Source organism: Burkholderia contaminans (assembly GCF_029633825.1).
Classification (GTDB): domain Bacteria; phylum Pseudomonadota; class Gammaproteobacteria; order Burkholderiales; family Burkholderiaceae; genus Burkholderia; species Burkholderia contaminans.
In genome coordinates this window covers 1387101-1408113 of record NZ_CP090641.1, presented here as the reverse complement: position 1 = coordinate 1408113, position 21013 = coordinate 1387101, and the positions used below count along the sequence as shown (strand labels likewise).

The following is a 21013-nucleotide window of genomic DNA, read 5'->3' as shown; positions in this document are numbered from 1 at the left end:
TTGGCGAATTGCATTAAATCGTAAGACGAATATCCGCCAAACCGTTGCCTGTATTGGTGTTTAGTTTCATATGTAAACAAGATGTTTGGTAAAGGAAAGATGATGCGTTTCTAATGCATATTTTCCCGAATACACCATAATGTTTTCGTGGAATTTGCCGAAAGCGCAGGAGCAGGACCAACGTGCATGCGGATAAGCCGCAATGCGCGGGGTCTCGAATCAATCGACGAGCGGACGCAAGATCCGTCACCCGGAGCTCCACACCATGCGCAACAACCAGCCCGTCACGCAACGCGAATTCGATTTTCCCGATGACGCGACGCTGATGTCGACCACCGACGCGAACAGCTACATCACCTACGCGAACGCGGCCTTCATGCAGGTCAGCGGATTTTCCCCCGAAGAGATCGAAGGCCAGCCGCACAACGTCGTGCGGCATCCGGACATGCCGCAGGAGGCGTTCGCCGACATGTGGGCGACGCTCAAGGGCGGCGAGCCGTGGACCGCACTCGTGAAGAACCGCCGCAAGAACGGCGATCACTACTGGGTGCGCGCGAATGCGATTCCGGTGATGCGTAACGGCCAGCCGAAGGGCTACATGTCGGTGCGCACGAAGGCGACGCGCGACGAGATCGCGGCTGCGGAGGCGCTCTACAAGGAATTCCGCGAAGGGCGGGGCGGCAACCGGCATTTTCACAAGGGGCTGATCGTCCGCAAGGGCCTGGCCGGATTCACGTCGCTGTTCCAGACGATGTCGGTGCGTGCGCGGCTCCATGCGTCGCTGTGCGTACTTGCGCCGGTGGTGGTGGCCGGCGGCTGGGCGTGCGGGCTGGCCGGCGGCGGGCTCGCCGCGTTCGCGGCGGTGACGGTCGGTGCTGCTGCTGCTGCGGGGCTGTGGCTCGATGCACAGATTGCGCGCCCGCTCATGCAGTTGCGCGACGAGGCGCTGCGCGTGGCGACCGGCGAAAGCCGCAGCGGCGTGCGGATGAACCGCGTCGACGAGATCGGCATGACACTGCGCACGATCAACCAGCTCGGCCTGATGTTCCGCTGGCTCGTCGACGACGTCAGCGAACAGGTGTTGAACGTGCAGCGCGCGAGCAACGAGATCGCGCAGGGCAACAACGACCTGAGCGCGCGTACCGAGCAGGCGTCGACGAGCGTGCAGCAGACGGCCGCGTCGATGGCCGAGATGACGGCGACCGTGTCGAGCAATGCGGAGACGGCGCTGCAGGCGAATCAATTGTCGGTATCGGCGAGCGACGCGGCCGAGCGCGGCGGGCAGGCGGTGAGCGAGGTGGTCGCGACGATGAACGACATCACGGCCAGCTCGCGGAAGATCTCGGACATCATCGGCGTGATCGACGGCATCGCGTTCCAGACCAACATCCTTGCGCTGAACGCGGCGGTGGAGGCCGCGCGGGCCGGCGATCAGGGGCGTGGTTTCGCGGTGGTCGCGGGCGAGGTGCGGGCGCTAGCGCAACGCAGCGCGAATGCGGCGAAGGAGATCAAGACGCTGATCGGCGCGAGTGTCGAGCGGGTCGAATCGGGCGCACGGATCGTCGATGGCGCGGGCAAGACGATGGAGGACATCGTCACGCAGGTGAAGCGCGTGTCGGACCTCATTGCGGAGATCAGTTCGTCGACGGCCGAGCAGAGCACCGGTGTCGCGCAGGTTGACCAAGCGGTGGTGCATCTGGACAACATCACGCAGCAGAACGCGGCGCTCGTCGAGCAGAGCACGGCGGCGTCGGAGAGCCTGAAGCAGCAGGCGACGCGGCTGGTGGAGGCGGTGAACGTGTTTCGGTGATGAGCGGTGGAAGAAGTGACGCGGGCACGGCGGAGAGGGGTACCGGCCCGCGTCGGACCGCCCGGTTCCGGCCGGGCGGTCAGGGCCTGTCACCGAAGCGGCGCCAGGCCCCGAACCGTCAGACGGCGAGGCAGAGGTACTTGATCACGACGTAGTCGTCGATGCCGTAGTGCGAGCCTTCGCGGCCGAGGCCCGACTGCTTCACGCCACCGAACGGCGCGACTTCGTTCGAGATCAGGCCCGTGTTCACGCCGACCATCCCGTATTCGAGCGCTTCCGCCACCTTCCACACGCGGCCGATGTCGCGGCTGTAGAAGTACGCGGCCAGGCCGAACTCGGTGTCGTTCGCGAGGCGGATCACTTCGTCGTCGCTGCCGAACTTGAACAGCGGCGCGAGCGGCCCGAACGTCTCTTCCTTCGCGACCTTCATCGCCGGCGTGACACCCGTCAGCACGGTCGGCTCGAAGAAGCCGTGGCCGAGCGCGTGGCGCTTGCCGCCCGTCACGACGGTCGCGCCCTTCGCGAGCGCGTCCTCGATGTGTGCCTCGACCTTCAGCACCGCGGCTTCGTTGATCAGCGGACCCTGCGTGACGCCCGGCTCCGTACCGCGGCCCACCTTCAGCTGGCCGACGGCCGCCGCGAGCTTCTGCGCGAACTGGTCGTACACGGCTTCATGTACGTAGAAACGGTTCGTGCACACGCAGGTCTGGCCGCTGTTGCGGTACTTCGACGCGATCGCGCCCTGCACGGCCGCATCGAGATCGGCGTCGTCGAACACGATGAACGGTGCGTTGCCGCCGAGTTCCAGCGACACCTTCTTGACCGTCGCCGCGCACTGCGACATCAGCAGGCGGCCGACCGGCGTCGAGCCGGTGAACGACAGCTTGCGCACGATCGGGTTCGACGTCAGCTCGCCGCCGATCGCCTTCGGGTCGCCCGTGACGACGCTGAACACGCCCGCCGGCACGCCCGCGCGCTCGGCCAGCACGGCCATCGCGAGCGCCGAGAACGGCGTCGCTTCAGCCGGCTTCACGACGATCGGGCAGCCTGCGGCAAGCGCCGGGCCGACCTTGCGCGTGATCATCGCCGCCGGGAAGTTCCACGGCGTGATCGCCGCGCACACGCCGATCGCTTCCTTCGTCACGACGATGCGCTTGTCGCTCGCCGGCGTCGGGATCGTGTCGCCGTACACGCGCTTGCCTTCTTCCGCGAACCATTCGAGGAACGATGCGGCATAGGCGATCTCGCCCTTCGCTTCGGCCAGCGACTTGCCTTGCTCGGTGGTCAGGATCAGCGCGAGGTCGTCGGCGTTTTCCATCATCAGGTCGTGCCACTTGCGCAGGACGACCGCACGTTCCTTTGCCGTCTTCTTGCGCCACGCCGGCCAGGCGGCGTTCGCGGCTTCGATCGCGTGACGCGTCTCGGCCGTGCCCATCGCCGGCACCGTGCCGAGTAGGCCGCCCGTCGCCGGGTTGCGGACTTCGAACGTCTCGCCGTTCGTCGCGCCTTGCCATTCGCCGTTGACGTACGCCTGCTGGCGGAACAGCGACGGGTCTTTCAGTGCCAGGGTTTCCTGAACCGTGCTCATATGAATCACCTGCTTCGAATAGGACGGATGAAACGGCCGCCGCCGTCACGAAGACGGCGGCGGCGCAATCAGTTGATGAAGTCGACGGACACTCAGGCCGGCACGCCGACCGTTTCCTTCAGCACTTCCTCGAGGATCACGAGCGCTTCGTCGAACACGGCTTGCGGGATCGTCAGCGGGAACAGGAAGCGCACGACGTTCGAGTACACGCCGCACACGAGCAGCAGCAGGCCGCGCTCGAGCGCACGCGTCTGCACGCGCTTTGTGAATTCCGCATCCGGCTCGCCCGAGCCCGGCTTCAGGAACTCGACCGCGATCATCGCGCCCGGGCCGCGCACGTCGGCGATCTGCGGCACGTCGGCCTGCAGTGCGTTCAGCTTCGCCTTCAGCACGTCGCCCAGTTGCGTTGCGCGCTCGCACAGCTTCTCTTCGTCGATGATCTCGAGCACCGCGTGTGCCGATGCGACGGCCAGCGGGTTGCCCGCGTACGTGCCGCCGAGGCCGCCGGGCGCTGCCGCGTCCATCACGTCCGCACGGCCGACGACGCCCGACAGCGGCATGCCGCCTGCAAGGCTCTTCGCCATCGTGATCAGGTCGGCCAGCACGTCGTAGTGCTGCATCGCGAACAGCTTGCCGGTACGCGCGAAGCCCGTCTGCACTTCGTCGGCGATCAGCAGGATGCCGTGCTCGTTACAGATCTTGCGCAGCGCGCGCACGAACTCGGCCGGCGCCGGGTTGAAGCCGCCTTCGCCCTGGACCGGTTCGAAGATGATCGCGGCGACGCGCTTCGGATCGATGTCGGCCTTGAACAGCATCTCGATCGCCTTGATCGAGTCGGCGGTCGTCACGCCGTGCACGGCGTTCGGGTACGGCGCGTGGAACACGTCGCCCGGGAACGGGCCGAAGTTCAGCTTGTACGGAGCGACCTTGCCGGTCAGCGCCATGCCCATCATCGTGCGGCCGTGGAAGCCGCCCGAGAACGCGATGACGCCCGGACGGCCGGTTGCTGCGCGCGCGATCTTGATCGCGTTCTCGACGGCTTCCGCGCCGGTCGTGAAGAACGCAGTCTTCTTCGGGAAATCGCCCGGCGCGCGGTCGTTGATCTTTTCAGCCAGCTCGACGTACGACGCGTACGGGACGATCTGGTAAGCGGTGTGCGTGAAGTTGTTCAGCTGATCCGCGATCGCCTTGACGATCTTCGGGTGGCGGTGGCCGGTGTTCAGCACCGCGATGCCGGCGGCGAAATCGATGAAGCGGCGGCCTTCGACATCCCACAGTTCCGCGTTCTCGGCGCGGGCTGCGTAGAAATCGCACATCACGCCAACGCCGCGCGGGGTGGCGGCGTTCTTGCGGGCCTGCAGGTCGGCATTCTTCACGGTCATCTCCTTGATGTTCTGTCCGGTGGGATAAAAAACGGCCGCGTTGGCAGCCCATGGAGGCGACTATAATCACATTTGGCTCTGGCAATCAGAGCCATTTCAATAAATATTCAGGAGCCAATCATGCGCGCGAGCGTGTTGTCGGACTGGCTGGCGCAGCGCCTCGTGCGCGGCGGCGAACAGCCGATCTACCGGCAGCTTCACCGGCTGCTGCAACAGGCGATCCTGTCGCGCGAACTGCCGGCCGGCACGCGCGTGCCGTCGTCGCGGCTCCTGGCCGCCGAGCTCGGGATCGCGCGCAACACGGTCACGCAGGTTTACGAGCAGCTTGCACTCGAAGGCTATGTGAACTCGGCAACCGGCCGCGGCACGTTCGTCGCCGACAGCGCGCCGGACGAGATCGTCGGTGCGCCGCCCGACGCGGCCGCCGCCCGCCCGGCGCTCGTGCAGGCTTCCGTGCGGCGGCTGTCCGCGCGCGGCACGCGGCTCGTCGAAGGCGCCGGTGTATCGAAACGGCAGGGCGGCGCGTTCATGCCGGGCGTGCCCGATGTGTCGCGATTTCCGGCGCGCGTGTGGACGCGGCTGCACAACAAGTACTGGCGGCGCCTGCGCCCCGACCTGCTGACCTATGCGCCGGGCGGCGGGCTCGCGCTGCTGCGCGAGGCGCTGGCCGACTACCTGCGCACGTCGCGCTCGGTGCGCTGCACGCCCGAGCAGATCGTGATCACGACCGGCATCCACCAGTCGATCGACCTCGCGGTGCGGCTGCTGACCGACCCGGGCGACGCGATCTGGACCGAGGATCCGTGCTACTGGGGCGTGCGCAGCGTGCTGAACGTGTCGGGGCTGACGACGCGGCCGATTCCGGTCGACGACGAAGGCATCGCGCCGTCGGCCGCCGATCTCGCCGAACCGCCGAAGCTGATGCTCGTCACGCCGTCGCACCAGTATCCGCTCGGGATGGTGATGAGCCTCGCGCGGCGGCGGATGCTGCTCGAATACGCGCGCCAGCACGGCTGCTGGATCATCGAGGACGACTACGACAGCGAATTCCGCTACGGCAGCCGGCCGCTCGCGTCGCTGCAGGGTCTCGATACGGCCGGGCAGGTGATCTATGTCGGCAGTTTCGGCAAGACGCTGTTCCCGGGGCTGCGGGTCGGCTACCTGGTCGCGCCGGAGCCGCTCGCGGAAAGTTTCGCGACCGCCAGCGCCGAGCTGTATCGCGAAGGGCAGTTGCTGCAGCAGGCGGTGCTGGCCGAATTCATCGCGGAAGGGCACTTCGTGTCGCACATCCGCAAGATGCGCACGTTGTATGGGCAGCGCCGCGAGGTGCTGCTCGACGCGGTCGCGCAGCGCTACGGCAACACGCTGCACGCGCTCGGCAGCGATGCCGGGCTGCATCTGGTCACGCAGTTGCCGGAAGGCGTCGACGATCGCGCGGTCGCGCAGGCCGCGCTCGAACGCAATATCGTCGTGCGGCCGTTGTCCGGCTATTACGCGGACCGCGAACGTGCGGCGCCGGGGTTGCTGCTCGGCTACGCGTGCGTGCCGGAGGACGAGATCGCGACCGCGTTCGCGACGCTCGCCGAGGCGATCGACGAGCGGGCGTTTGGTCGGGTGGTCGAGGTGGCTTGAGCGGCGCAATCGGTGGCGGTATCGCGTTGCGATGCCTGCCGCGGCCATCGATACCGGACGGCGCCGAGCGCTTCGCGCCGCGAAGAGCACGTGCGCGCTGCAGACCCTGCCGCGAACCTCAATACCCGATCCACACCGCGAACGTCAGCACGACGCACGACAGCGCGAGCAGCGTCAGGAACAGCGGCAGCACGAAGCGGATCCACGCGCCGAAATCGACGCGCGCGGTGGCCAGATACGCGAGCAGCATCCCGGACGTCGGCGTGACGAGGTTCGTCAGCCCGCCGCCGAGCACGAATGCGAGCACCGACGTCTGGCCGCTCACGCCCGAGAGCTGCGCGATCGGCCCGATGATAGGCATGCTGACCGCCGCCTTGCCGGACACCGATGGAATGAACACGTCGAGCACCATCTGCACCCCCATCAGCCCGTTCGCGACCCACACCGGCGACTGACCATCCGCGAGCCGCGTGAAGAAGTTGATCAGCGTGTCGAGCACGAGGCTGTTCTGCAGCAGCAGTTCGACGGAAGCGGCGAGCCCCATCAACAGCGCCGCGAGGATCATGTTCTTCATCCCGTCGACGAACGCGTCCGCCGCGCTGCGCGAATCGAGCCCGCCGATCACGGCCGTTGCGATGCTCACGAACGTATAGAACGCCGCCAGCTCGACGTTGCCCCACTTCAGTTCGCGCGTGCCGTAGATCAGCATCGCGACCGCCGCCGCGAACACGACCAGTGTCGCCTTGTGGCGCAGCGACAGCTTCGCGGTTGCTTGTGCTACATGGCCGGTTGCGGTTTGCCCGGCGCGATAGCCGGTGCTGCGCACGTAGCGCAGCAGGTACAGGATGCCGATCGTCAGGAAGACGACGAACACGGCCGCGCGCAGCGCGACGCCGCTGAACAGCGGCACGCCGACCAGCGGCTGCGCGACGGCCAGCGCGAGCGGGTTCGTGACCGACGCGATATAGCCGATCTTCGCGGCCAGCGCGACCAGTGCGACCGCGAACAGGTCGGAGAGACCCAGGCGCCGTGCGATCACGACCACCATCGGAATGATCACGAGGTACTCGGAGATGAAGCCGAGCAGCGTGCTGCCGAGCCCGATCAGGATCATCAGCATCGGTGTGAGCAGGTACGCATTGTTGCCGGTGAGCTGCAGCAGCCGGTCGATGCCCGCGTCGACCACGCCGGTGCGGCGCATCACGCCGAACATCCCGCCGACGAACATCACCATCACGATCAGCGGCGCATTCTTCAGCAATCCTTCCGGTATCGCGACGAATGCCGAGACGAGGCTCGCGGGCATCGCATGCGTGGGCGTGCTGTGGCTGACTGCCGGTGCAACGAGCGTCGTGAGCGCCGTGGTCTTCGGCACCACGTGATAGGTGCCCGGCACGACAAGCCGGCCGTTGCGCTCGAAGCGGCCGGAATCGACGATCCAGGTGAGTGCGATCGCGACGGCCAGCACCCACAGCATCATCACGACCGGATGCAGCATCTTGCCGTGCGGATGCGGCGCGCGGCCGGCGTGGGCCGATGCGTCGCCGGGCGCATTGCCGGCCGCGTCGTGGGTCGCTGCATCAGCCGGTGCCGCGAGCGGGGTGGCGTCGGCGGCGCGTGCGCCGGCCGGGTTCGGGGAAGAGGCGGACATCGGATCCTCGTCGAAGAAGGAGCGGGCCGTCAGGCCGGTTGCAGCGCGGCGCGCGCCGGGACGTAGCCGAGTTCGGCGGAAATGGCGAGGCTGCACGCCTGCAGGCGCTCGAGATAGTCGGGGATGTCGGCGTGGCTCACGCGCACCTCGGGCCCCGTCACGCTGACCGACGCGACCGTTGCGCCGGTCAGGTCGCGCACCGGCACCGCGATCCCGACCGCGCCGGGCGTCACCTCGCCGCTGCTCACCGCGTAGCCCTTGCGGGCGACTGCGTCGAGTTCGCCGGCGAGCTTCGCCGGATCGTCGGCGTGCCCGTTTCGGCGCAGTTGCGCGAGGTATTCGTCGCGCACCGGATCGGGCGCGAAGGCGAGCAGCACCTTGCCCGATGCGCCGAAATTGATCGGCCGGCGGTTGCCGACCGCACCGACGGTGCGCACCGCATGCGTCGTTTCGCAGCGCGCGACGCACACCGATTCGAGCCCTTCGCGCACGCGCAGCACGACGGTCTCGTTGATCGCCTGGTTGAGCGCGAGCATGTGCCGGTGCGCGGCGCGCACGAGCGCGTTCTGCTGCGACGCGGCCACGCCGATCACGAACGCCTGCGGGCCGAGCGCATAGGTGGACGTGCGCGGGTCCTGCACGACGAAACGGTGCAGTTCCAGCGTGCACAGCATCCGGTAGGTGCGCGACTTGTTGATGCCGAGCTGCGATGCGAGCTCGGTCACGCCGAGGTTCGGGTGTTCGGCCACGTAGGTCAGCAGCTTCAGCGCGCTGTCGACGGCGTCGACGATATAGGTCGTCATGCGATTTCTCCCTGCGGCGCGATGCGCGCGCGGACGTAATCGGCGAGCGCGTCGAGATAGGCGTCGACCGAGCGCTTCAGCGTCGCAAATCCTGCGTGTTTCGCGAACGCGGCCTCGTCCATGTACAGCGCGCGATTGAATTCGATCTGGATGCTGTGCCGCTGCCGCGCGGGATCGGCGAGCGCGGTCAGCAGGTCGCCGCCCTGGTACGGGTCGTTGACCTGCACGCGATAGCCGGCCTCGGCGAACCACTGCGCGGTCCACGCGGTGAAGGCCGGGTCGGCGGTCGTGCCGCGCCGGTCGCTGACGACGACGTGCGGCCGCAATGCGCCCGCGTCGACGTTCATCGCGTTGCCGCGCGACTTCATCGAATGGCAGTCGATATGCCAAAGCGCGCCGTGCGCGGCGTGCAGCGGCTCGGCGATGCCGGCGAGCGCGCGGCGGTACGGCAGGTAGTACGCGTCGATCCGGTGGCGGACTGCTTCGAGCGACAGCTTGCGGTCGTACAGCGGCACGCCGGGCAGCGCGTCGCGCCGGATCAGCCCCATCCCGCGCTGCGTGTACGGCTGAGGCGACAGCGGCTCGGGCCAGGGCTCGGCGAGCAGCGTCGCGTCGATGTCGGTTTCCGCGCGGTTCGGGTCGATGTACGCGCGCGGAAACGTCGCGCCGAGCAGCGTGCCGCCGCGCGCGGGCGCGCCGGCCCACAGTTCGTCGATGTACGCGTCCCACGTCGTGCGGATCGCGTCATCGGGCGCGACGGTGGCGAAGTCCGGCGGATACGCGATGCCGCTGTGCGGCGAGTCGACGACGATCGGCAGGGCCGGCACCGTCGGCGTCGCGACGAAATACGCAGGCGATGCGCCGGCAGTCGCGTTGTTGCAATTAAACGTCAGCATGGGGATCAGGTTCTTTACCTAGTATTTCAGAACGTCTCGTGCGTTTGTTTTAATCATTAAAACAGCGTATCAATATTTCACAACGACTGAAAATCGCGGTCAAGGGCTTTTTGCGATACCGGGATTACGCATCGCGATCTGGCTGTAACGCCCGTAGATATTGGGCTTGTTTCATTCTTTGAAACGCCTGGCGATTCAGAGGTATTCGACTCCCGTGTGCGATTTTTGGCGTCGCTTGACGCTTCAAATCGCCGAATTCGACAATGAATAAGACGATGTTTTATTCAATAAAACACGTATCGAGCGAAATAAATCGCTCCCCATATTCAATCGAAAAAAGGGGTCGGAGATGAAGCAAAAAGGAATGGCGGTCGCGCTGGCGGGTATCGCAACGGCGGCGGGTGCGATGCACGCGCATGCGCAGTCGAGCGTGACGCTGTACGGCGTGGTCGATTCGGGGATCACGTACACGAACAACCAGAACGGGCATGCCGCGTGGCAGGCGACCGGCGGCAACGAGCAGGGCACGCGCTTCGGGCTGCTCGGCAAGGAAGACCTCGGCGGCGGCACGCGCGCGGTGTTCCGCCTCGAGAACGGTTTCAACATCGAGAGCGGCGCCGCGAGCCAGGGCGGCCGGCTGTTCGGGCGCCGCGCATACGTCGGGCTGGAGAACGACCGCTGGGGCACGCTGACGATGGGCCGCCAGTACAACGCGGCGCAGGAAGTGCTGGAGCCGCTGCAGATCGGCGCGACCACCGCGCTCACGCAGTACGCGCTGCATCCGTTCGATACCGACGACCTGAACAACACGTTCCGCACCAACAACTCGGTGCAGTACCAGACGCCCACGTGGTACGGGCTGCGCGCGGTCGGCCTGTATGGCTTCTCGAATTCGACGTCGTTCGCGCAAAACCGCGTGTGGAGCATCGGCACGAGCTACGAGAACGGGCCGCTGCAACTTGGTGCGGCGTACGTGCGCGTCGATCATCCGGCGCTCGACACCGCCGGCGCGGCGGCGTCCGACAACTACTACACGTTCATCAAGGGCGTGACACGCCAGCAGATCTGGGGCGCGGGCGGCGCGTACGCGTGGGGCGCTGCGACGTTCGGGCTGCTGTACACGAGCTCGCTGTTCAACCTGCAGACGGGCGGCGCGATGCGTTTCAACAACTACGAGGGCAGCGTGCGCTACCTGATGACGCCCGCGCTGCAGTTCGCGCTCGGCGAAACCTACACGCAGGTGCTCGCATCGCAGGGGCCGAAGCCGAGCTCGCACTACCTGCAGACGAGCGTCGGTGCGCAGTATTTCCTGTCGAAGCGTACCGATATCTACGTGAACGCGTTCTACCAGCGTGCGTCGTCGAACACGGTGGCCGCGATCGAAGGAATCTCGAATCCGTCGAGCACGCGCACGCAGATCGTCGCGGTGACCGGCATCCGGCACAAGTTCTGACGCGGCGGCAGACTGCGGCGTCAGAACTTGCTGCTTATAGCCGGATCAGCGCCGCGCCCGCCACCACCAACGCGCACGCGGCGAGCCGCTGCGCGCCGGGCCGCTCGCGCATCACGAGCCAGCCGATCGCGACCGCGAAGATCGAGCTCGTTTCGCGCAGCGCCGATACCGTCCCGACCGGCAAGTACCGGTACGCGAGGATCACGATGCCGTACGCGGCGAGCGAAATGGTGCCGGCGATCGCGCCCTGCGTGAGTGCGGTGCGCGAGCCGAGCACCGCGCGCGGGCCGCCTCGCACCGCGCACACGAGCACGAACTGCGGCACGCTCCACAGCACGTACACCCACGCGATGTAGCCGAGCGCGCTGCCGGACACGCGCGAGCCGATGCCGTCGCAGATCGAATAGGCGGCGATGAACACGCCCGTGAGCAGCGCAAACGGCACGCCTTCGCCGGAGAACCGGAAGCCGCGCCGCAGTGCGAGCGACATGATGCCGAACGACACGAGTGCGATGCCCGCGAAGCCGAACGGCGTCGGCCGCTCGTGCAGAATCGCGAGCGCGAGTACCGACACGAGCAGCGGAGAAATCCCGCGTGCGATCGGGTAGATCTGCCCGAATTCGCCGCTGCGGTACGCCCGCGCCAGCGTGAAGCAGTACGCGACCTCGAGCACGGCCGACCCGGCGATATACGGCCACGCGGCAGGCGCTGGCGCGGGCAGCAGCGCGGCGCCGGCGACGCCGAACACGAAATACGGCAGCGACATCGTGCCGAGCTGGACGAGCCGGTCTTCGCTGACGTGGAGGAAGGCATTCCAGATCGCGTGCAGCAACGCGGAGCACAGCACGAGGCCGATGAAGAGGTGGTCCATGAACGAACGGGCGGACAGGCGCGCGAGCGGAGGGGGGCGCGGTCATTATGTGGGTATCGGGCGCACTCGCAAGGAATTGTCGATAATGGCGTGTTGTTATTCACCGGATGCCGACCATGACCGAAGCCACCCAAGCCCAGCCTGCCGTTCCGCGCCTCACGAGCCTGTCACATGGCGGCGGCTGCGGCTGCAAGATTGCGCCGGGCGTGCTGTCCGAGCTGCTGAAGCGCGCGACGCCGCCCGCGCTGTTCCCGGATCTGCTGGTCGGCACCGAGACGTCCGACGACGCGGCCGTCTACCGCCTCAACGACGAGCAGGCGATCGTCGCGACCACCGACTTCTTCATGCCGATCGTCGACGATCCGTTCGACTTCGGCCGCATCGCCGCGACCAACGCGCTGTCCGACGTCTATGCGATGGGCGGCAAGCCGATCCTCGCGCTCGCGCTGGTCGGCATGCCGATCAACGTGCTGCCGCACGAGACGATCGCGGCCGTGCTGCGCGGCGGCGAATCGGTGTGCGCGGACGCCGGCATCCCGGTCGCGGGCGGCCATTCGATCGATTCCGTCGAGCCGATTTACGGGCTCGCGGCGATCGGCGTCGTGCACCCGTCGCGCGTGAAGCGCAATGCGGCCGCGCGCGCGGGCGACGTCCTCGTGCTCGGCAAGCCGCTCGGCGTCGGCGTGTTGTCCGCCGCGCTGAAAAAGAACCAGCTCGATGCCGATGGCTATGCGCAGATGGTCGCGACGACCACCAAGCTGAACCGGCCGGGCGCCGAACTCGCCGCGCTGCCGGGCGTGCATGCGCTGACCGACGTCACGGGCTTCGGGCTGCTCGGCCATACGCTCGAGCTGGCGCGCGGCGCGCACCTCACCGCGCGCGTGCACTATGCGTCGCTGCCGTGGCTCGCGGGCGTCGAGGCGTTCGTCGCCGATGGCGTGTTCACCGGTGCGTCGGGCCGCAACTGGGCCGCGTACGGCGCGGACGTGCAACTGGCCGCTACGCTGCCGCCCGTCGCGCAGGCGCTGCTGACCGACCCGCAGACGTCGGGCGGCTTGCTGGTCGCGTGCGCGCCGGAGGCCGTCGACGACGTGCTCGCATGCTTCCGTGCCGACGGCTTCGACCGCGCGGGCGTGATCGGCGAGATGGTGGACGGGCCTGCGCGCGTCGACGTCGCGTGACGCTCGAGCGGCACACCGGTTTTTCTGCGGTCGCTAGAATCGATTCCTTCCATCGAGAAGGCATCGACGACCGATGAACGACTTCCTGTTCGGGCTGATGATCGCGCTGTCGGTCGGGCCCGTTGCGCTGATGATCGCGAACTACGGGATGCGCGCCGGCACCGCAAGCGGCGTGCGCGCGGCGGTGGGCGTCGCGACGGCCGACGGCTGTTATGCGGTTATCGCGTTCACGCTCGGCGCGATGCTCGCGAGCACGCTCGCCGCGCATCTGTTGCTGTTTCGGCTGGTCGGCGCGCTCGTGCTGCTCGCGATGGGCGCGCGGATGCTGTGGCAGGCGCTGCGGGATCGCCGCCGCACGCTCGACGGTGATGCACGGCCGCCAGGTAGCCGCCCGTTTTCATCGATGTTCTTCGTCACGCTGGCGAACCCGCTCACGATCCTGTTGTTCTATGGTTATGCAACGGCTGCCGCCGGGGCGCACCGGCACTGGCTGCTGGGTGCCGCGTGCGTGTTTGCCGGCAGCCTCGCGGGGCAGCTCGTGTTCGCATTCGGCGGCAGCGTGATCGGCCGGATCGTGAAGTCACCGGGGTTGCTCGCCGCGAGCCATGTGGTCGCGGCGCTTGTCGTGCTGGGTTACGGCGTGGCGGGGCTGGCGCGGTTGTAGCGGTTCGCCGCCGGGTTGCACGCTTGCAAGTGCGATCGACGGGCCGGTGTCGGGCAACCGGATAGTATTCCTGATGGTGTGTCGACGCACGAAGACCATTTGCTTCGTGATTCCCGCGCGTTCCAGACCCGCACCGATGCACCGTCGCCGTTTCGTAGTCGGGTTCCGCATCGGGCACGCGCGTTTTATACTCCGACGCGCAGTCTACGAGAGCCGTTCTCACCCAACATCATCGAAACAAGGAACGCCGATGCTGACTCGCTCCATTCTTTCCGCCGCTGCATTCTCGCTCGCAGCCTGTGCGACCGCGCCGTCAATCGCGCAGGATAGCCAGGGCAACAACGCGGGCAACAATGCATTCGCCGAGACCGGTGCACAGGGCCGCCCGGTCAAGGTCATGATCATCACGATGTTCGGTCCGGAGGGCCAGGCCTGGCTCGACCGGATCGGCCCGTGGCGCGACATCGCCGTGCCCGGCCTGTCGCCCGACTATCCGAACGTGCATTGCAACAAGCAGGACGTCTGCGTGGTCACGACCGGCATGGGCTACGCGAACGCGTCGGCAACGATCATGGCGCTCACGTTTTCGCAGCGCTTCGATCTGCGCCGCACGTATTTCCTGATCTCCGGCATCGCGGGTGTCGATCCCGCGCAAGGCACGGTCGGTTCGGCCGCGTGGTCGAAATACCTCGTCGATTTCAGCCTGCAGTGGGAGCTCGATGCACGTGAGATTCCGGCCGGCTGGAATACGGGCTTCCTCGGCATCAACACGAAGAGCCCGAACGACAAGCCGCCGCTCGACTATCGCACCGAGGTGTTCCAGCTCAACCCGCAGCTGACCGATGCCGCCGTCGCACTGTCGCGCAACGTCGTCCTGGCGGACAGCGCGCAGGCGCAGGCCGCACGCGCGAAGTTCAACTATGCGCCGGCGAACCGGCCGCCGACGGTGATCCAGTGCGACACGTCATCGGGCAACACGTGGTTCTCGGGCACGCTGATCGGCGAGCGCGCGCGCCAGTGGACGAAGATCCTGACCGACGGCAAGGGCACGTACTGCATGACCGCGCAGGAAGACAACGCGACGTATGAAGCGCTCAAGCGCGCGGCGAGCGTGAAGCGGGTCGACCTGTCGCGCGTCGCGGTGCTGCGCACCGGGTCCGATTTCGACCGGCCGTATGCAGGGCAGACGAGTGCCGACAACCTGCTGAACTACGCGGACCAGGGCGGCTTCGCCCCGGCGACCGAAAACCTGTATCGAGCGGGCAATCCGCTTGTACAGGACATCGTGACGCACTGGGGCGAATGGCGTGATGGGGTGCCGCGCCGTTGAGCTGATTTGATCCGATGGGACGGTGCAGATTGATGTGCAGTCCCGTCGATCAAGTGGGCCGGATGGGCCTCCGGCAGCGGAGGAGGCGACCGCGCCGCCGGCGATGAGCAAAGGTCGGGGTCTGCTACGGCGTCGGCCTGTCCGGTCTCTCGATCCTGACTTCGATTTTCGTGTATTCGGGCCCCAATAACTGCACGGGCCCGGTTCGACCACGTTCATCGGTCATGCCCGAATATCGGGCGGCGCTCGTGCTGATCCAATAGCAGGTCCGTGCGAGCGGCCGCTTTTGATCATCCAGAAGCGTCAGCGGGTTATCGTTCGTCCGTTCGGTCCAGCGCGTGGTGGTCACGACGCGGGTGCGCGCAGGGGCAGGATCGTCGCCGCACGTCAGACGGTCGGCATCCGGGGGCGGCCCGGGCGTGGCAGGTGTTATTGCGTAGCTGGCGACTCCCTCCAGCCCCGGCGTGTTGCAAAGTTGCTGACATCCGGCCGGTGGACATTTCGGAACGAATTGCACCCAGATTTGCTTCGCGCTGTCGGCGTCGAGTTCGCCGTCCTTGCGAGCGAAGATCCGTTCTTGTACGTAGACATCGTCCGGTGCCATACCGAGTTCGACGAGAAAAGATTTCATCTGTTCGCCACGTTGCCTGGCCAATTGAGCCGGCTTGTGCTCCCATTCGTAAGCAAGCGCATCGATCGTGGCCATCACGCCTTCCTGTGTCCACTCTCGCGCCGTCAGATAGTGCCTGACGAGGCTGAGCCTCGCGCTGTTGCCTATCTCGGTCGAGTTCAACGGCAACTGCATGCTGTCGGTGAGCAGGACTTTGCACGCGTTTGCTTGCACCGGGCCAAGCAAAAGGGCAATCAGCAAGGAGACGAAGGTACGCTTCATGGATTCGGCCTGGTTAGCGAGCAAGAATGAACCACGCAATGCTGTCCGCATTGCCTAAAGCATCGTTGGGGTGGTGTTTGGCGAAATGCATGCATGCGGTCCGCCCATACGCACCCGAATGGTCGACCGCGTTGAACGTGTCCTCGAAGTGAGTGCACTCGTGCACGATCGTCAGTTGCTGCGAGGACAGGTTTCCGGCCGAACGCTCTGGGAGTGAACAGAACGGGAGACTGATGGCGATGGTATGGGTAGACGTATCGGGACGGCACACATGAGCGACTTCCGCATCGAGATTTTTCATATTGGGTAGACAGCCGGTGGCGCGGTCGGCATCTGATCCAGTGCGGACGAAGTTTCTGGCATCCAGCCTTGCCATGACGTCAGCCAGGGCGTCGAGTCCGTTTATCAGCGTGCGTCGGGTTTCGATGTCGGATGTGCCGAACCAGTCGATGACGCGTGCTTCGGTGGCGGGGCTCCATCGAGCCAGCTCCCGGATTCGTTGCCGCGTGACGGCGACAGCCTCGTCTCGCAATTCGAGCATCCGCTTTCTGAACGTCGAGTCCGTCATGTTCGGGCATATCGGCGGTCCGTCGAGCGATAGCGGTATGGAAACGACGGAATCGCGGATCGTGTTGACCGATACGGTTGCAATGCGGATCCATTCTTCATCGTTCGTTGCGTCGGGATCGTTCAAAGGCATGGGCTTTCCTGACAGGGAAGGAACGCACATCCCGGCGTTGCGTGCCGGAATGCACGCGTATTCATCTGGCGGCAATGTCGAGATGGAGTTTGCCGTGGCTGGCGAGGCTGACACGTTGCGTGCGGCCTTCCACATCGGTCGTCCCCGTAATGACGGAATCAGGCGCGCTATCGGATGTGATTCGATAGCGGACGTTCTTCAACGGATGTCCTGTCGATTGGTCGAGTAACCGAAACTGCTCGTTGTACGCTGAATTGGGCGCAGACGGCTCGCGGGACGAGAGCGGAGTTCGGTTGTAGGCCAAATGTCGTTCCAGGAAGATGCTCGAATCGCTTCCCGCCATCACGCGGTTCTTGCCGCAAGGGCACGACACGGAATCGCCATCGACTACGGCGTTGCGGCCGCCCTCGGAAATCCCCTTCCCCGTCCCGACAATGCTGAAATGACCTTCGCAGATGCCGCATGACGCGCGGTCTTCGCTGAGCGCTATATGTTTGCCGTGGTCGAACATCGTCGATGAGTGGGCGATGACATGCCCTCGCGTCGTGGTTGGGTCGCCATTGCGCACGACGGCTTTGCGTTGCCTTGCGCCATCCATTTCACGGGTATGAGCCGACGTAGTCATATGAGTCTCCATTCGGGTATGACCGGAGCGCTCATGCTAAGGACTCGGTGCTTGCGGAGAACTCGCTGAAATGCGAACGACGCGACACCGATCGTTGGAAAGTGTGAAAGGGGAAGGCGATGATACGGCGCGTTGGCGTTGTAAAGGCGAACCCACGTGTATGACGTGACGTGTCGGGAAGAGGATCAGAACAGCTGTGGGCAAGGGCCGGCGCGGCTGCCGGCGATAGGGCCTGCTCGCGAGAGGCACTTGTTACGCAAGTCTGCGTTGGTCAAGCGCTTGACCAAGGGACGGCGGGACCGGATTCCCGAATTCGCGGCGACCAATGTTAGCGACCGTGTCGACGAGACGACTTTTGCGTTGCCATCGCGGCCCGCATGATCGGTGTTCGACAACGGACATCCCGGTTGCCCGCCGAATACGCGGGCAACCGAGATGAAACTACGCCCCGGCGACCGAAAACCTGTATCGAGCGGGCAATCCGCTTGTACAGGACATCGTGACGCACTGGGGCGAATGGCGTGACGGGGTGCCGCGCCGGTAAAGGCCGGGTGACGATTCGGCCGATTCGGCCGGCTATCAGTGCGAATGCGGGGCCGAACGGAATGGCGTCCACACCGGCGTGGTGTCGTCCCAGTGATCGAGCGGCGAAGGGAGTTGATCGTTCATCATGTCCTCCTGCAACTAACTATCTAGCTGACTGACTCGGCGAGTCGTCGATGGATGATTCGAAACGCCGCGCGCGGGGCAACCCGGTGCGCGGCGTTGCTCATTTACCGGCCTCCGCCGGCGAGCTGGTTGCTTTCCGGCATCGAGCGATACGGGCCTTGCGCCAGTTCGAGCCCTTGCGGATACGAAGTCGCCTTGCGCAGGTACGCGAGCGTGCCGTCCTTGCGCGCTTGCTCGACTTCCGCGCTCACTTCGGCGCGCGTGCGCGGGCCGTTGTGCTGCGAGTACCACGACGTGTTGCCGTAGTCGCCGGCGTGCGGGGTGCCGGAATCGGCGAAGGCCGGTGCGGACACGGCGAGCGTGAGGGCGAGGGCGGAGAGAAGATGGCGGCGGTTCATGGCGAGACTCCTGGAATTTCGGAGCTGGCGCTGGAGCGCTTACTCCGGTCCCATCAAGCGGGATCTGTTCGATGCGCAACGAGGTGCGCGACAGGGTTTACTCTAGGTATCTGTTCCGTCGCGATAAATGCGGCAGATGCGAATTGAATTGTCGTGTCAGTGGAACAATCGACATCCGCACACCCGGCAGGGTTATGCGGAAATCGCCCGAACCCGCTTGCAGCGGGCCTCGCACGGGAGCGACGACGGCGCGCGGCGATGCCCGCGGACGATTGCGTCGCGTGGCACAAAGGTTTGCTGCGGATTCGGGAAGGATCGGGTGCGCCGGGCGGGAAATGGGGCGCGGAGGCGGGGCGACACGCGGGCCTGGCGGCCCGCGTGTGCGGTTCGGTTGCTCAGTTCAGGCGCTTATGCGACCCACTCGTTGATGACCGGCGTGTCGAGCGCCGGCGCGCGTTCGGCTTCCTCGAACGTGCGCTTGCTGCACGTCGCGTCGAGGCTGCCCTTGCCGCTCAGCAGCGGGCAGCGGTCGAACACCTCGGCGATCCAGTCGACGAACACGCGCACTTTCGGTGACAGATGGCGGCTGTGCGGATACACGACCGAGATCGGCATCGGCAGCGGCTTGACGCCCGGCAGCACTTCCTTGAGCCGGCCCTCGCGCAGATGCGGCAGCACCATGAAGAGCGGCGGCTGGATCAGCCCGAAGCCTTCGATCCCGCAGGTCACGTACGCATCCGCGTCGTTGACCGACACGATGCCTTCCATCTTCATCTCGACTTCCTTGCCGTCGGTCAGGAACGTCCAGTCGATCGTGCGGCCGGTGCGGCTCGAGAAGTAGTTGACGGCCTTGTGCTGGTTCAGGTCGTCGATCGTCTGCGGCTCGCCGTGGCGCTCGAGATAGTCGGGCGACGCGACCGTCACGCATTCGAACAGGCCGACCCGGCGCGCGACGAGCGACGAGTCCTGCAGCGCGCCGACGCGGATCACGCAGTCGACCCCTTCCTGCAGCAGGTCGACCGGCCGGTCGGACAGGCCGAGTTGCAGGTCGATGTCCGGATAGCGCGTATGGAATTCGCACAGCGACGGAATTACGAGCAGCCGCCCGATCGAACCCGGCATGTCGATACGCAACTTTCCGTGCGGCTTCCGGTTGTTTGCCTGGAAGCTTGCCTCGGTTTCCTCGACGTCCGCGAGGATCCGCACGCATCGTTCGTAGTACGCGGCGCCGTCCGGCGTGAGCGACAGCCGGCGGGTGGTCCGGTGCATCAGCCGCACACCGAGGAACGCTTCGAGATTCTGGATGATCGTCGTGACGGACGCTCGCGGCAAGCTGAGCGTTTCTGCCGCCTTGGTGAAGCTGCTTGTATCGACGACGCGAGTAAACACCTGCATGGCCTGAAGCCGGTCCATCACAACCTCCGCAATCTAATGAGCCTCCGGAACAAGAAGGCTGCGCTACCTCGTGGGTAAACGCAGCCTCGGATTGTTCGGGGGCGTTGAATTGTGTTGCCGGATTATAGGCATTTATCCCAATGTCTGCCGGACCCAGAATTCGTTCCATCTCGAAATGGATGCTGCATCGTCATGGACGCTTCTGAATTCAGCAAATTCCTGAAGGCCGCGTTGCCCGTGCAAGCCACGGCAGGCGCGGCGCTGACGGTCGCCGAAGTCGAAATTCCCGGCTACGCGCAGGACATCGTGCTGCGCCTCTACCGCCGCCCGGACAAGACCGGGTTGCCAGTAGTGCTTTATTTCCACGGCGGCGGCTTCGTGCGCGGTTCGCTCGAAGACGCCGATTTCGCCGCGCGTTTTTTAGCAGAACGCTTACCAGCGCTCGTAGTGTCGGTCGATTATTCGCTCGCACCGGCCTTTCCCTTTCCGGCCGCGCCGGAGGATGCGTATCGCGCCGCCGTGTGGGCCGCGACGCGCGCCCGTGCGTTCGGCGGCAACCCGAAGAAGATCGGCGTCGCGGGGCATGACGCGGGCGGCCAGCTCGCGAACTGCCTCGCGTTCATCGCGCGCGATCGCGGCGAAGTGCAGATCGTCGCGCAAGCGCTGTTCGGGCCGATGCTCGACCCCAGCATGACGCGCATCGGCGACGCCGATCGCCTCGCCTCCGACATCACCCCGCGCGAATGCGCGGCCTGTTATCGCGCGTATCTGCCGCAGGCCGCGCAACGCATGCACCCGTACGCGGCGCCGCTCGAATCGGTGCGCCTCGCGGGGCTGCCGCCGACGCTCGTCGTCACCGCGCAGAACGACGTGCTGCACGTCGAGGCGGAGAAATATGCGGGCTGCCTGATCTCGTCGGGCGTGCTCACGCAGGTGATCCGCTATCCGGACATCACGCACGCCGCGCTCGCGACGCACGAAGCCGCCTTCGAGGAAGCCGTGCGCTTCTTCCAGTGCCGCTTCCAGGCGCGCCAGCCGAACCGTTCCGAATAACCAAAACCAATCCACGTTTA

18 protein-coding genes and 1 pseudogene are annotated in these 21013 nt (G+C 65.9%); 8 read left to right on the top strand and 11 right to left on the bottom strand.

The annotated features are described in order from the left end of the window. The first annotated feature begins 265 nt into the window (after window positions 1-265). On the top strand, window positions 266-1810 hold the full coding sequence (locus LXE91_RS23945; protein ID WP_039367948.1) for a methyl-accepting chemotaxis protein: 1545 nt from the start codon (window positions 266-268) through the stop codon (window positions 1808-1810). Window positions 1811-1928: 118 nt separating this feature from the next. On the opposite strand, the gene gabD is transcribed toward LXE91_RS23945, so the two are convergent. Then, window positions 1929-3398 carry an NADP-dependent succinate-semialdehyde dehydrogenase gene (gabD, locus tag LXE91_RS23940; RefSeq protein ID WP_039367913.1) on the bottom strand — a complete coding sequence of 490 codons (1470 nt, stop codon included), beginning with the start codon at window positions 3396-3398 and terminating at the stop codon, window positions 1929-1931. A 92-nt stretch (window positions 3399-3490) separates the two neighbouring features. Then, entirely contained in the window at window positions 3491-4774 is a 1284-nt protein-coding gene (locus tag LXE91_RS23935; protein ID WP_083266220.1) for a 4-aminobutyrate--2-oxoglutarate transaminase, read from the bottom strand. Between the two features lie 126 nt (window positions 4775-4900). Between LXE91_RS23935 and pdxR the strand changes: the two genes are divergently transcribed. Beyond that, on the top strand, window positions 4901-6412 hold the full coding sequence (pdxR, locus tag LXE91_RS23930; protein ID WP_039367910.1) for a MocR-like pyridoxine biosynthesis transcription factor PdxR: 1512 nt from the start codon (window positions 4901-4903) through the stop codon (window positions 6410-6412). A gap of 118 nt (window positions 6413-6530) precedes the next feature. On the opposite strand, the gene LXE91_RS23925 is transcribed toward pdxR, so the two are convergent. From LXE91_RS23925 to LXE91_RS23915, 3 genes are read right to left on the bottom strand one after another with little or no spacing between them, the layout of a single operon-like run. Continuing rightward, complete coding sequence (locus LXE91_RS23925) at window positions 6531-8063, bottom strand: SLC13 family permease (protein WP_039367908.1); 1533 nt, start codon at window positions 8061-8063, stop codon at window positions 6531-6533. Window positions 8064-8092: 29 nt separating this feature from the next. Further along, window positions 8093-8866: an IclR family transcriptional regulator gene (locus tag LXE91_RS23920; protein ID WP_039367906.1), complete on the bottom strand. Its 774-nt coding sequence runs from the start codon at window positions 8864-8866 to the stop codon at window positions 8093-8095. Beyond that, window positions 8863-9762 (bottom strand): N-formylglutamate amidohydrolase, encoded by a 900-nt coding sequence (locus LXE91_RS23915; RefSeq protein ID WP_039367904.1) that lies wholly within the window; start codon window positions 9760-9762, stop codon window positions 8863-8865. Before LXE91_RS23915 ends, LXE91_RS23920 begins: the two co-directional genes overlap by 4 nt. Before the next feature lie 349 nt (window positions 9763-10111). Between LXE91_RS23915 and LXE91_RS23910 the strand changes: the two genes are divergently transcribed. Then, entirely contained in the window at window positions 10112-11215 is a 1104-nt protein-coding gene (locus tag LXE91_RS23910) for a porin (protein WP_039367903.1), read from the top strand. Window positions 11216-11249: 34 nt separating this feature from the next. Here the strand turns inward: LXE91_RS23910 and LXE91_RS23905 are convergent, their stop codons facing one another. Further along, a complete protein-coding gene (locus tag LXE91_RS23905) occupies window positions 11250-12086 on the bottom strand; it encodes a DMT family transporter (RefSeq protein ID WP_039367901.1) in 837 nt (278 codons plus the stop codon). Window positions 12087-12202: 116 nt separating this feature from the next. Between LXE91_RS23905 and selD the strand changes: the two genes are divergently transcribed. From selD to LXE91_RS23890, 3 genes are all read left to right on the top strand, one after another. Continuing rightward, entirely contained in the window at window positions 12203-13267 is a 1065-nt protein-coding gene (selD, locus tag LXE91_RS23900; RefSeq protein WP_076841442.1) for a selenide, water dikinase SelD, read from the top strand. 73 nt (window positions 13268-13340) lie between these two features. Beyond that, window positions 13341-13931, top strand: coding sequence for a LysE family translocator (locus LXE91_RS23895; protein ID WP_039367897.1), 591 nt, complete (start codon window positions 13341-13343; stop codon window positions 13929-13931). Window positions 13932-14181: 250 nt separating this feature from the next. Continuing rightward, entirely contained in the window at window positions 14182-15261 is a 1080-nt protein-coding gene (locus tag LXE91_RS23890; protein WP_039367894.1) for a purine-nucleoside phosphorylase, read from the top strand. A 124-nt stretch (window positions 15262-15385) separates the two neighbouring features. Here the strand turns inward: LXE91_RS23890 and LXE91_RS23885 are convergent, their stop codons facing one another. From LXE91_RS23885 to LXE91_RS23875, 3 genes are all read right to left on the bottom strand, one after another. Continuing rightward, a complete protein-coding gene (locus LXE91_RS23885) occupies window positions 15386-16153 on the bottom strand; it encodes a hypothetical protein (RefSeq protein ID WP_039367891.1) in 768 nt (255 codons plus the stop codon). A 13-nt stretch (window positions 16154-16166) separates the two neighbouring features. Further along, a complete protein-coding gene (locus tag LXE91_RS23880; RefSeq protein WP_039367888.1) occupies window positions 16167-16853 on the bottom strand; it encodes a M35 family metalloendopeptidase in 687 nt (228 codons plus the stop codon). Window positions 16854-16914: 61 nt separating this feature from the next. Beyond that, on the bottom strand, window positions 16915-17478 hold the full coding sequence (locus LXE91_RS23875) for a PAAR domain-containing protein (protein WP_223274449.1): 564 nt from the start codon (window positions 17476-17478) through the stop codon (window positions 16915-16917). A gap of 451 nt (window positions 17479-17929) precedes the next feature. Between LXE91_RS23875 and LXE91_RS43760 the strand changes: the two are divergent. Further along, window positions 17930-18022 (top strand): annotated as a pseudogene (locus LXE91_RS43760) (hypothetical protein); the annotation flags it as partial. Window positions 18023-18251: 229 nt separating this feature from the next. On the opposite strand, the gene LXE91_RS23870 reads toward LXE91_RS43760, so the two are convergent. Both LXE91_RS23870 and ceoR read right to left on the bottom strand, forming a co-directional pair. Then, the gene (locus LXE91_RS23870; RefSeq protein ID WP_039367886.1) at window positions 18252-18545 is read right to left on the bottom strand and encodes a DUF4148 domain-containing protein; all 294 of its coding nucleotides are present in this window, start codon (window positions 18543-18545) and stop codon (window positions 18252-18254) included. Window positions 18546-18953: 408 nt separating this feature from the next. After that, window positions 18954-19958 (bottom strand): putative multidrug efflux transcriptional regulator CeoR, encoded by a 1005-nt coding sequence (ceoR, locus tag LXE91_RS23865; RefSeq protein WP_039367883.1) that lies wholly within the window; start codon window positions 19956-19958, stop codon window positions 18954-18956. Window positions 19959-20132: 174 nt separating this feature from the next. Between ceoR and LXE91_RS23860 the strand changes: the two genes are divergently transcribed. Further along, window positions 20133-20993: an alpha/beta hydrolase gene (locus tag LXE91_RS23860; protein WP_039367881.1), complete on the top strand. Its 861-nt coding sequence runs from the start codon at window positions 20133-20135 to the stop codon at window positions 20991-20993. The last annotated feature ends 20 nt before the right edge of the window (window positions 20994-21013 follow it).

Coding starts and splice junctions, on each gene's coding strand:
- LXE91_RS23945 (WP_039367948.1), top strand. CDS start 266: ATGCGCAACAACCAGCCCGTCACGCAACGCGAATTCGATTTTCCCGAT.
- gabD (WP_039367913.1), bottom strand. CDS start 3,398: ATGAGCACGGTTCAGGAAACCCTGGCACTGAAAGACCCGTCGCTGTTC.
- pdxR (WP_039367910.1), top strand. CDS start 4,901: ATGCGCGCGAGCGTGTTGTCGGACTGGCTGGCGCAGCGCCTCGTGCGC.
- LXE91_RS23925 (WP_039367908.1), bottom strand. CDS start 8,063: ATGTCCGCCTCTTCCCCGAACCCGGCCGGCGCACGCGCCGCCGACGCC.
- LXE91_RS23920 (WP_039367906.1), bottom strand. CDS start 8,866: ATGACGACCTATATCGTCGACGCCGTCGACAGCGCGCTGAAGCTGCTG.
- LXE91_RS23915 (WP_039367904.1), bottom strand. CDS start 9,762: ATGCTGACGTTTAATTGCAACAACGCGACTGCCGGCGCATCGCCTGCG.
- LXE91_RS23910 (WP_039367903.1), top strand. CDS start 10,112: ATGAAGCAAAAAGGAATGGCGGTCGCGCTGGCGGGTATCGCAACGGCG.
- LXE91_RS23905 (WP_039367901.1), bottom strand. CDS start 12,086: ATGGACCACCTCTTCATCGGCCTCGTGCTGTGCTCCGCGTTGCTGCAC.
- selD (WP_076841442.1), top strand. CDS start 12,203: ATGACCGAAGCCACCCAAGCCCAGCCTGCCGTTCCGCGCCTCACGAGC.
- LXE91_RS23895 (WP_039367897.1), top strand. CDS start 13,341: ATGAACGACTTCCTGTTCGGGCTGATGATCGCGCTGTCGGTCGGGCCC.
- LXE91_RS23890 (WP_039367894.1), top strand. CDS start 14,182: ATGCTGACTCGCTCCATTCTTTCCGCCGCTGCATTCTCGCTCGCAGCC.
- LXE91_RS23885 (WP_039367891.1), bottom strand. CDS start 16,153: ATGAAGCGTACCTTCGTCTCCTTGCTGATTGCCCTTTTGCTTGGCCCG.
- LXE91_RS23880 (WP_039367888.1), bottom strand. CDS start 16,853: ATGCCTTTGAACGATCCCGACGCAACGAACGATGAAGAATGGATCCGC.
- LXE91_RS23875 (WP_223274449.1), bottom strand. CDS start 17,478: ATGACTACGTCGGCTCATACCCGTGAAATGGATGGCGCAAGGCAACGC.
- LXE91_RS23870 (WP_039367886.1), bottom strand. CDS start 18,545: ATGAACCGCCGCCATCTTCTCTCCGCCCTCGCCCTCACGCTCGCCGTG.
- ceoR (WP_039367883.1), bottom strand. CDS start 19,958: ATGGACCGGCTTCAGGCCATGCAGGTGTTTACTCGCGTCGTCGATACA.
- LXE91_RS23860 (WP_039367881.1), top strand. CDS start 20,133: ATGGACGCTTCTGAATTCAGCAAATTCCTGAAGGCCGCGTTGCCCGTG.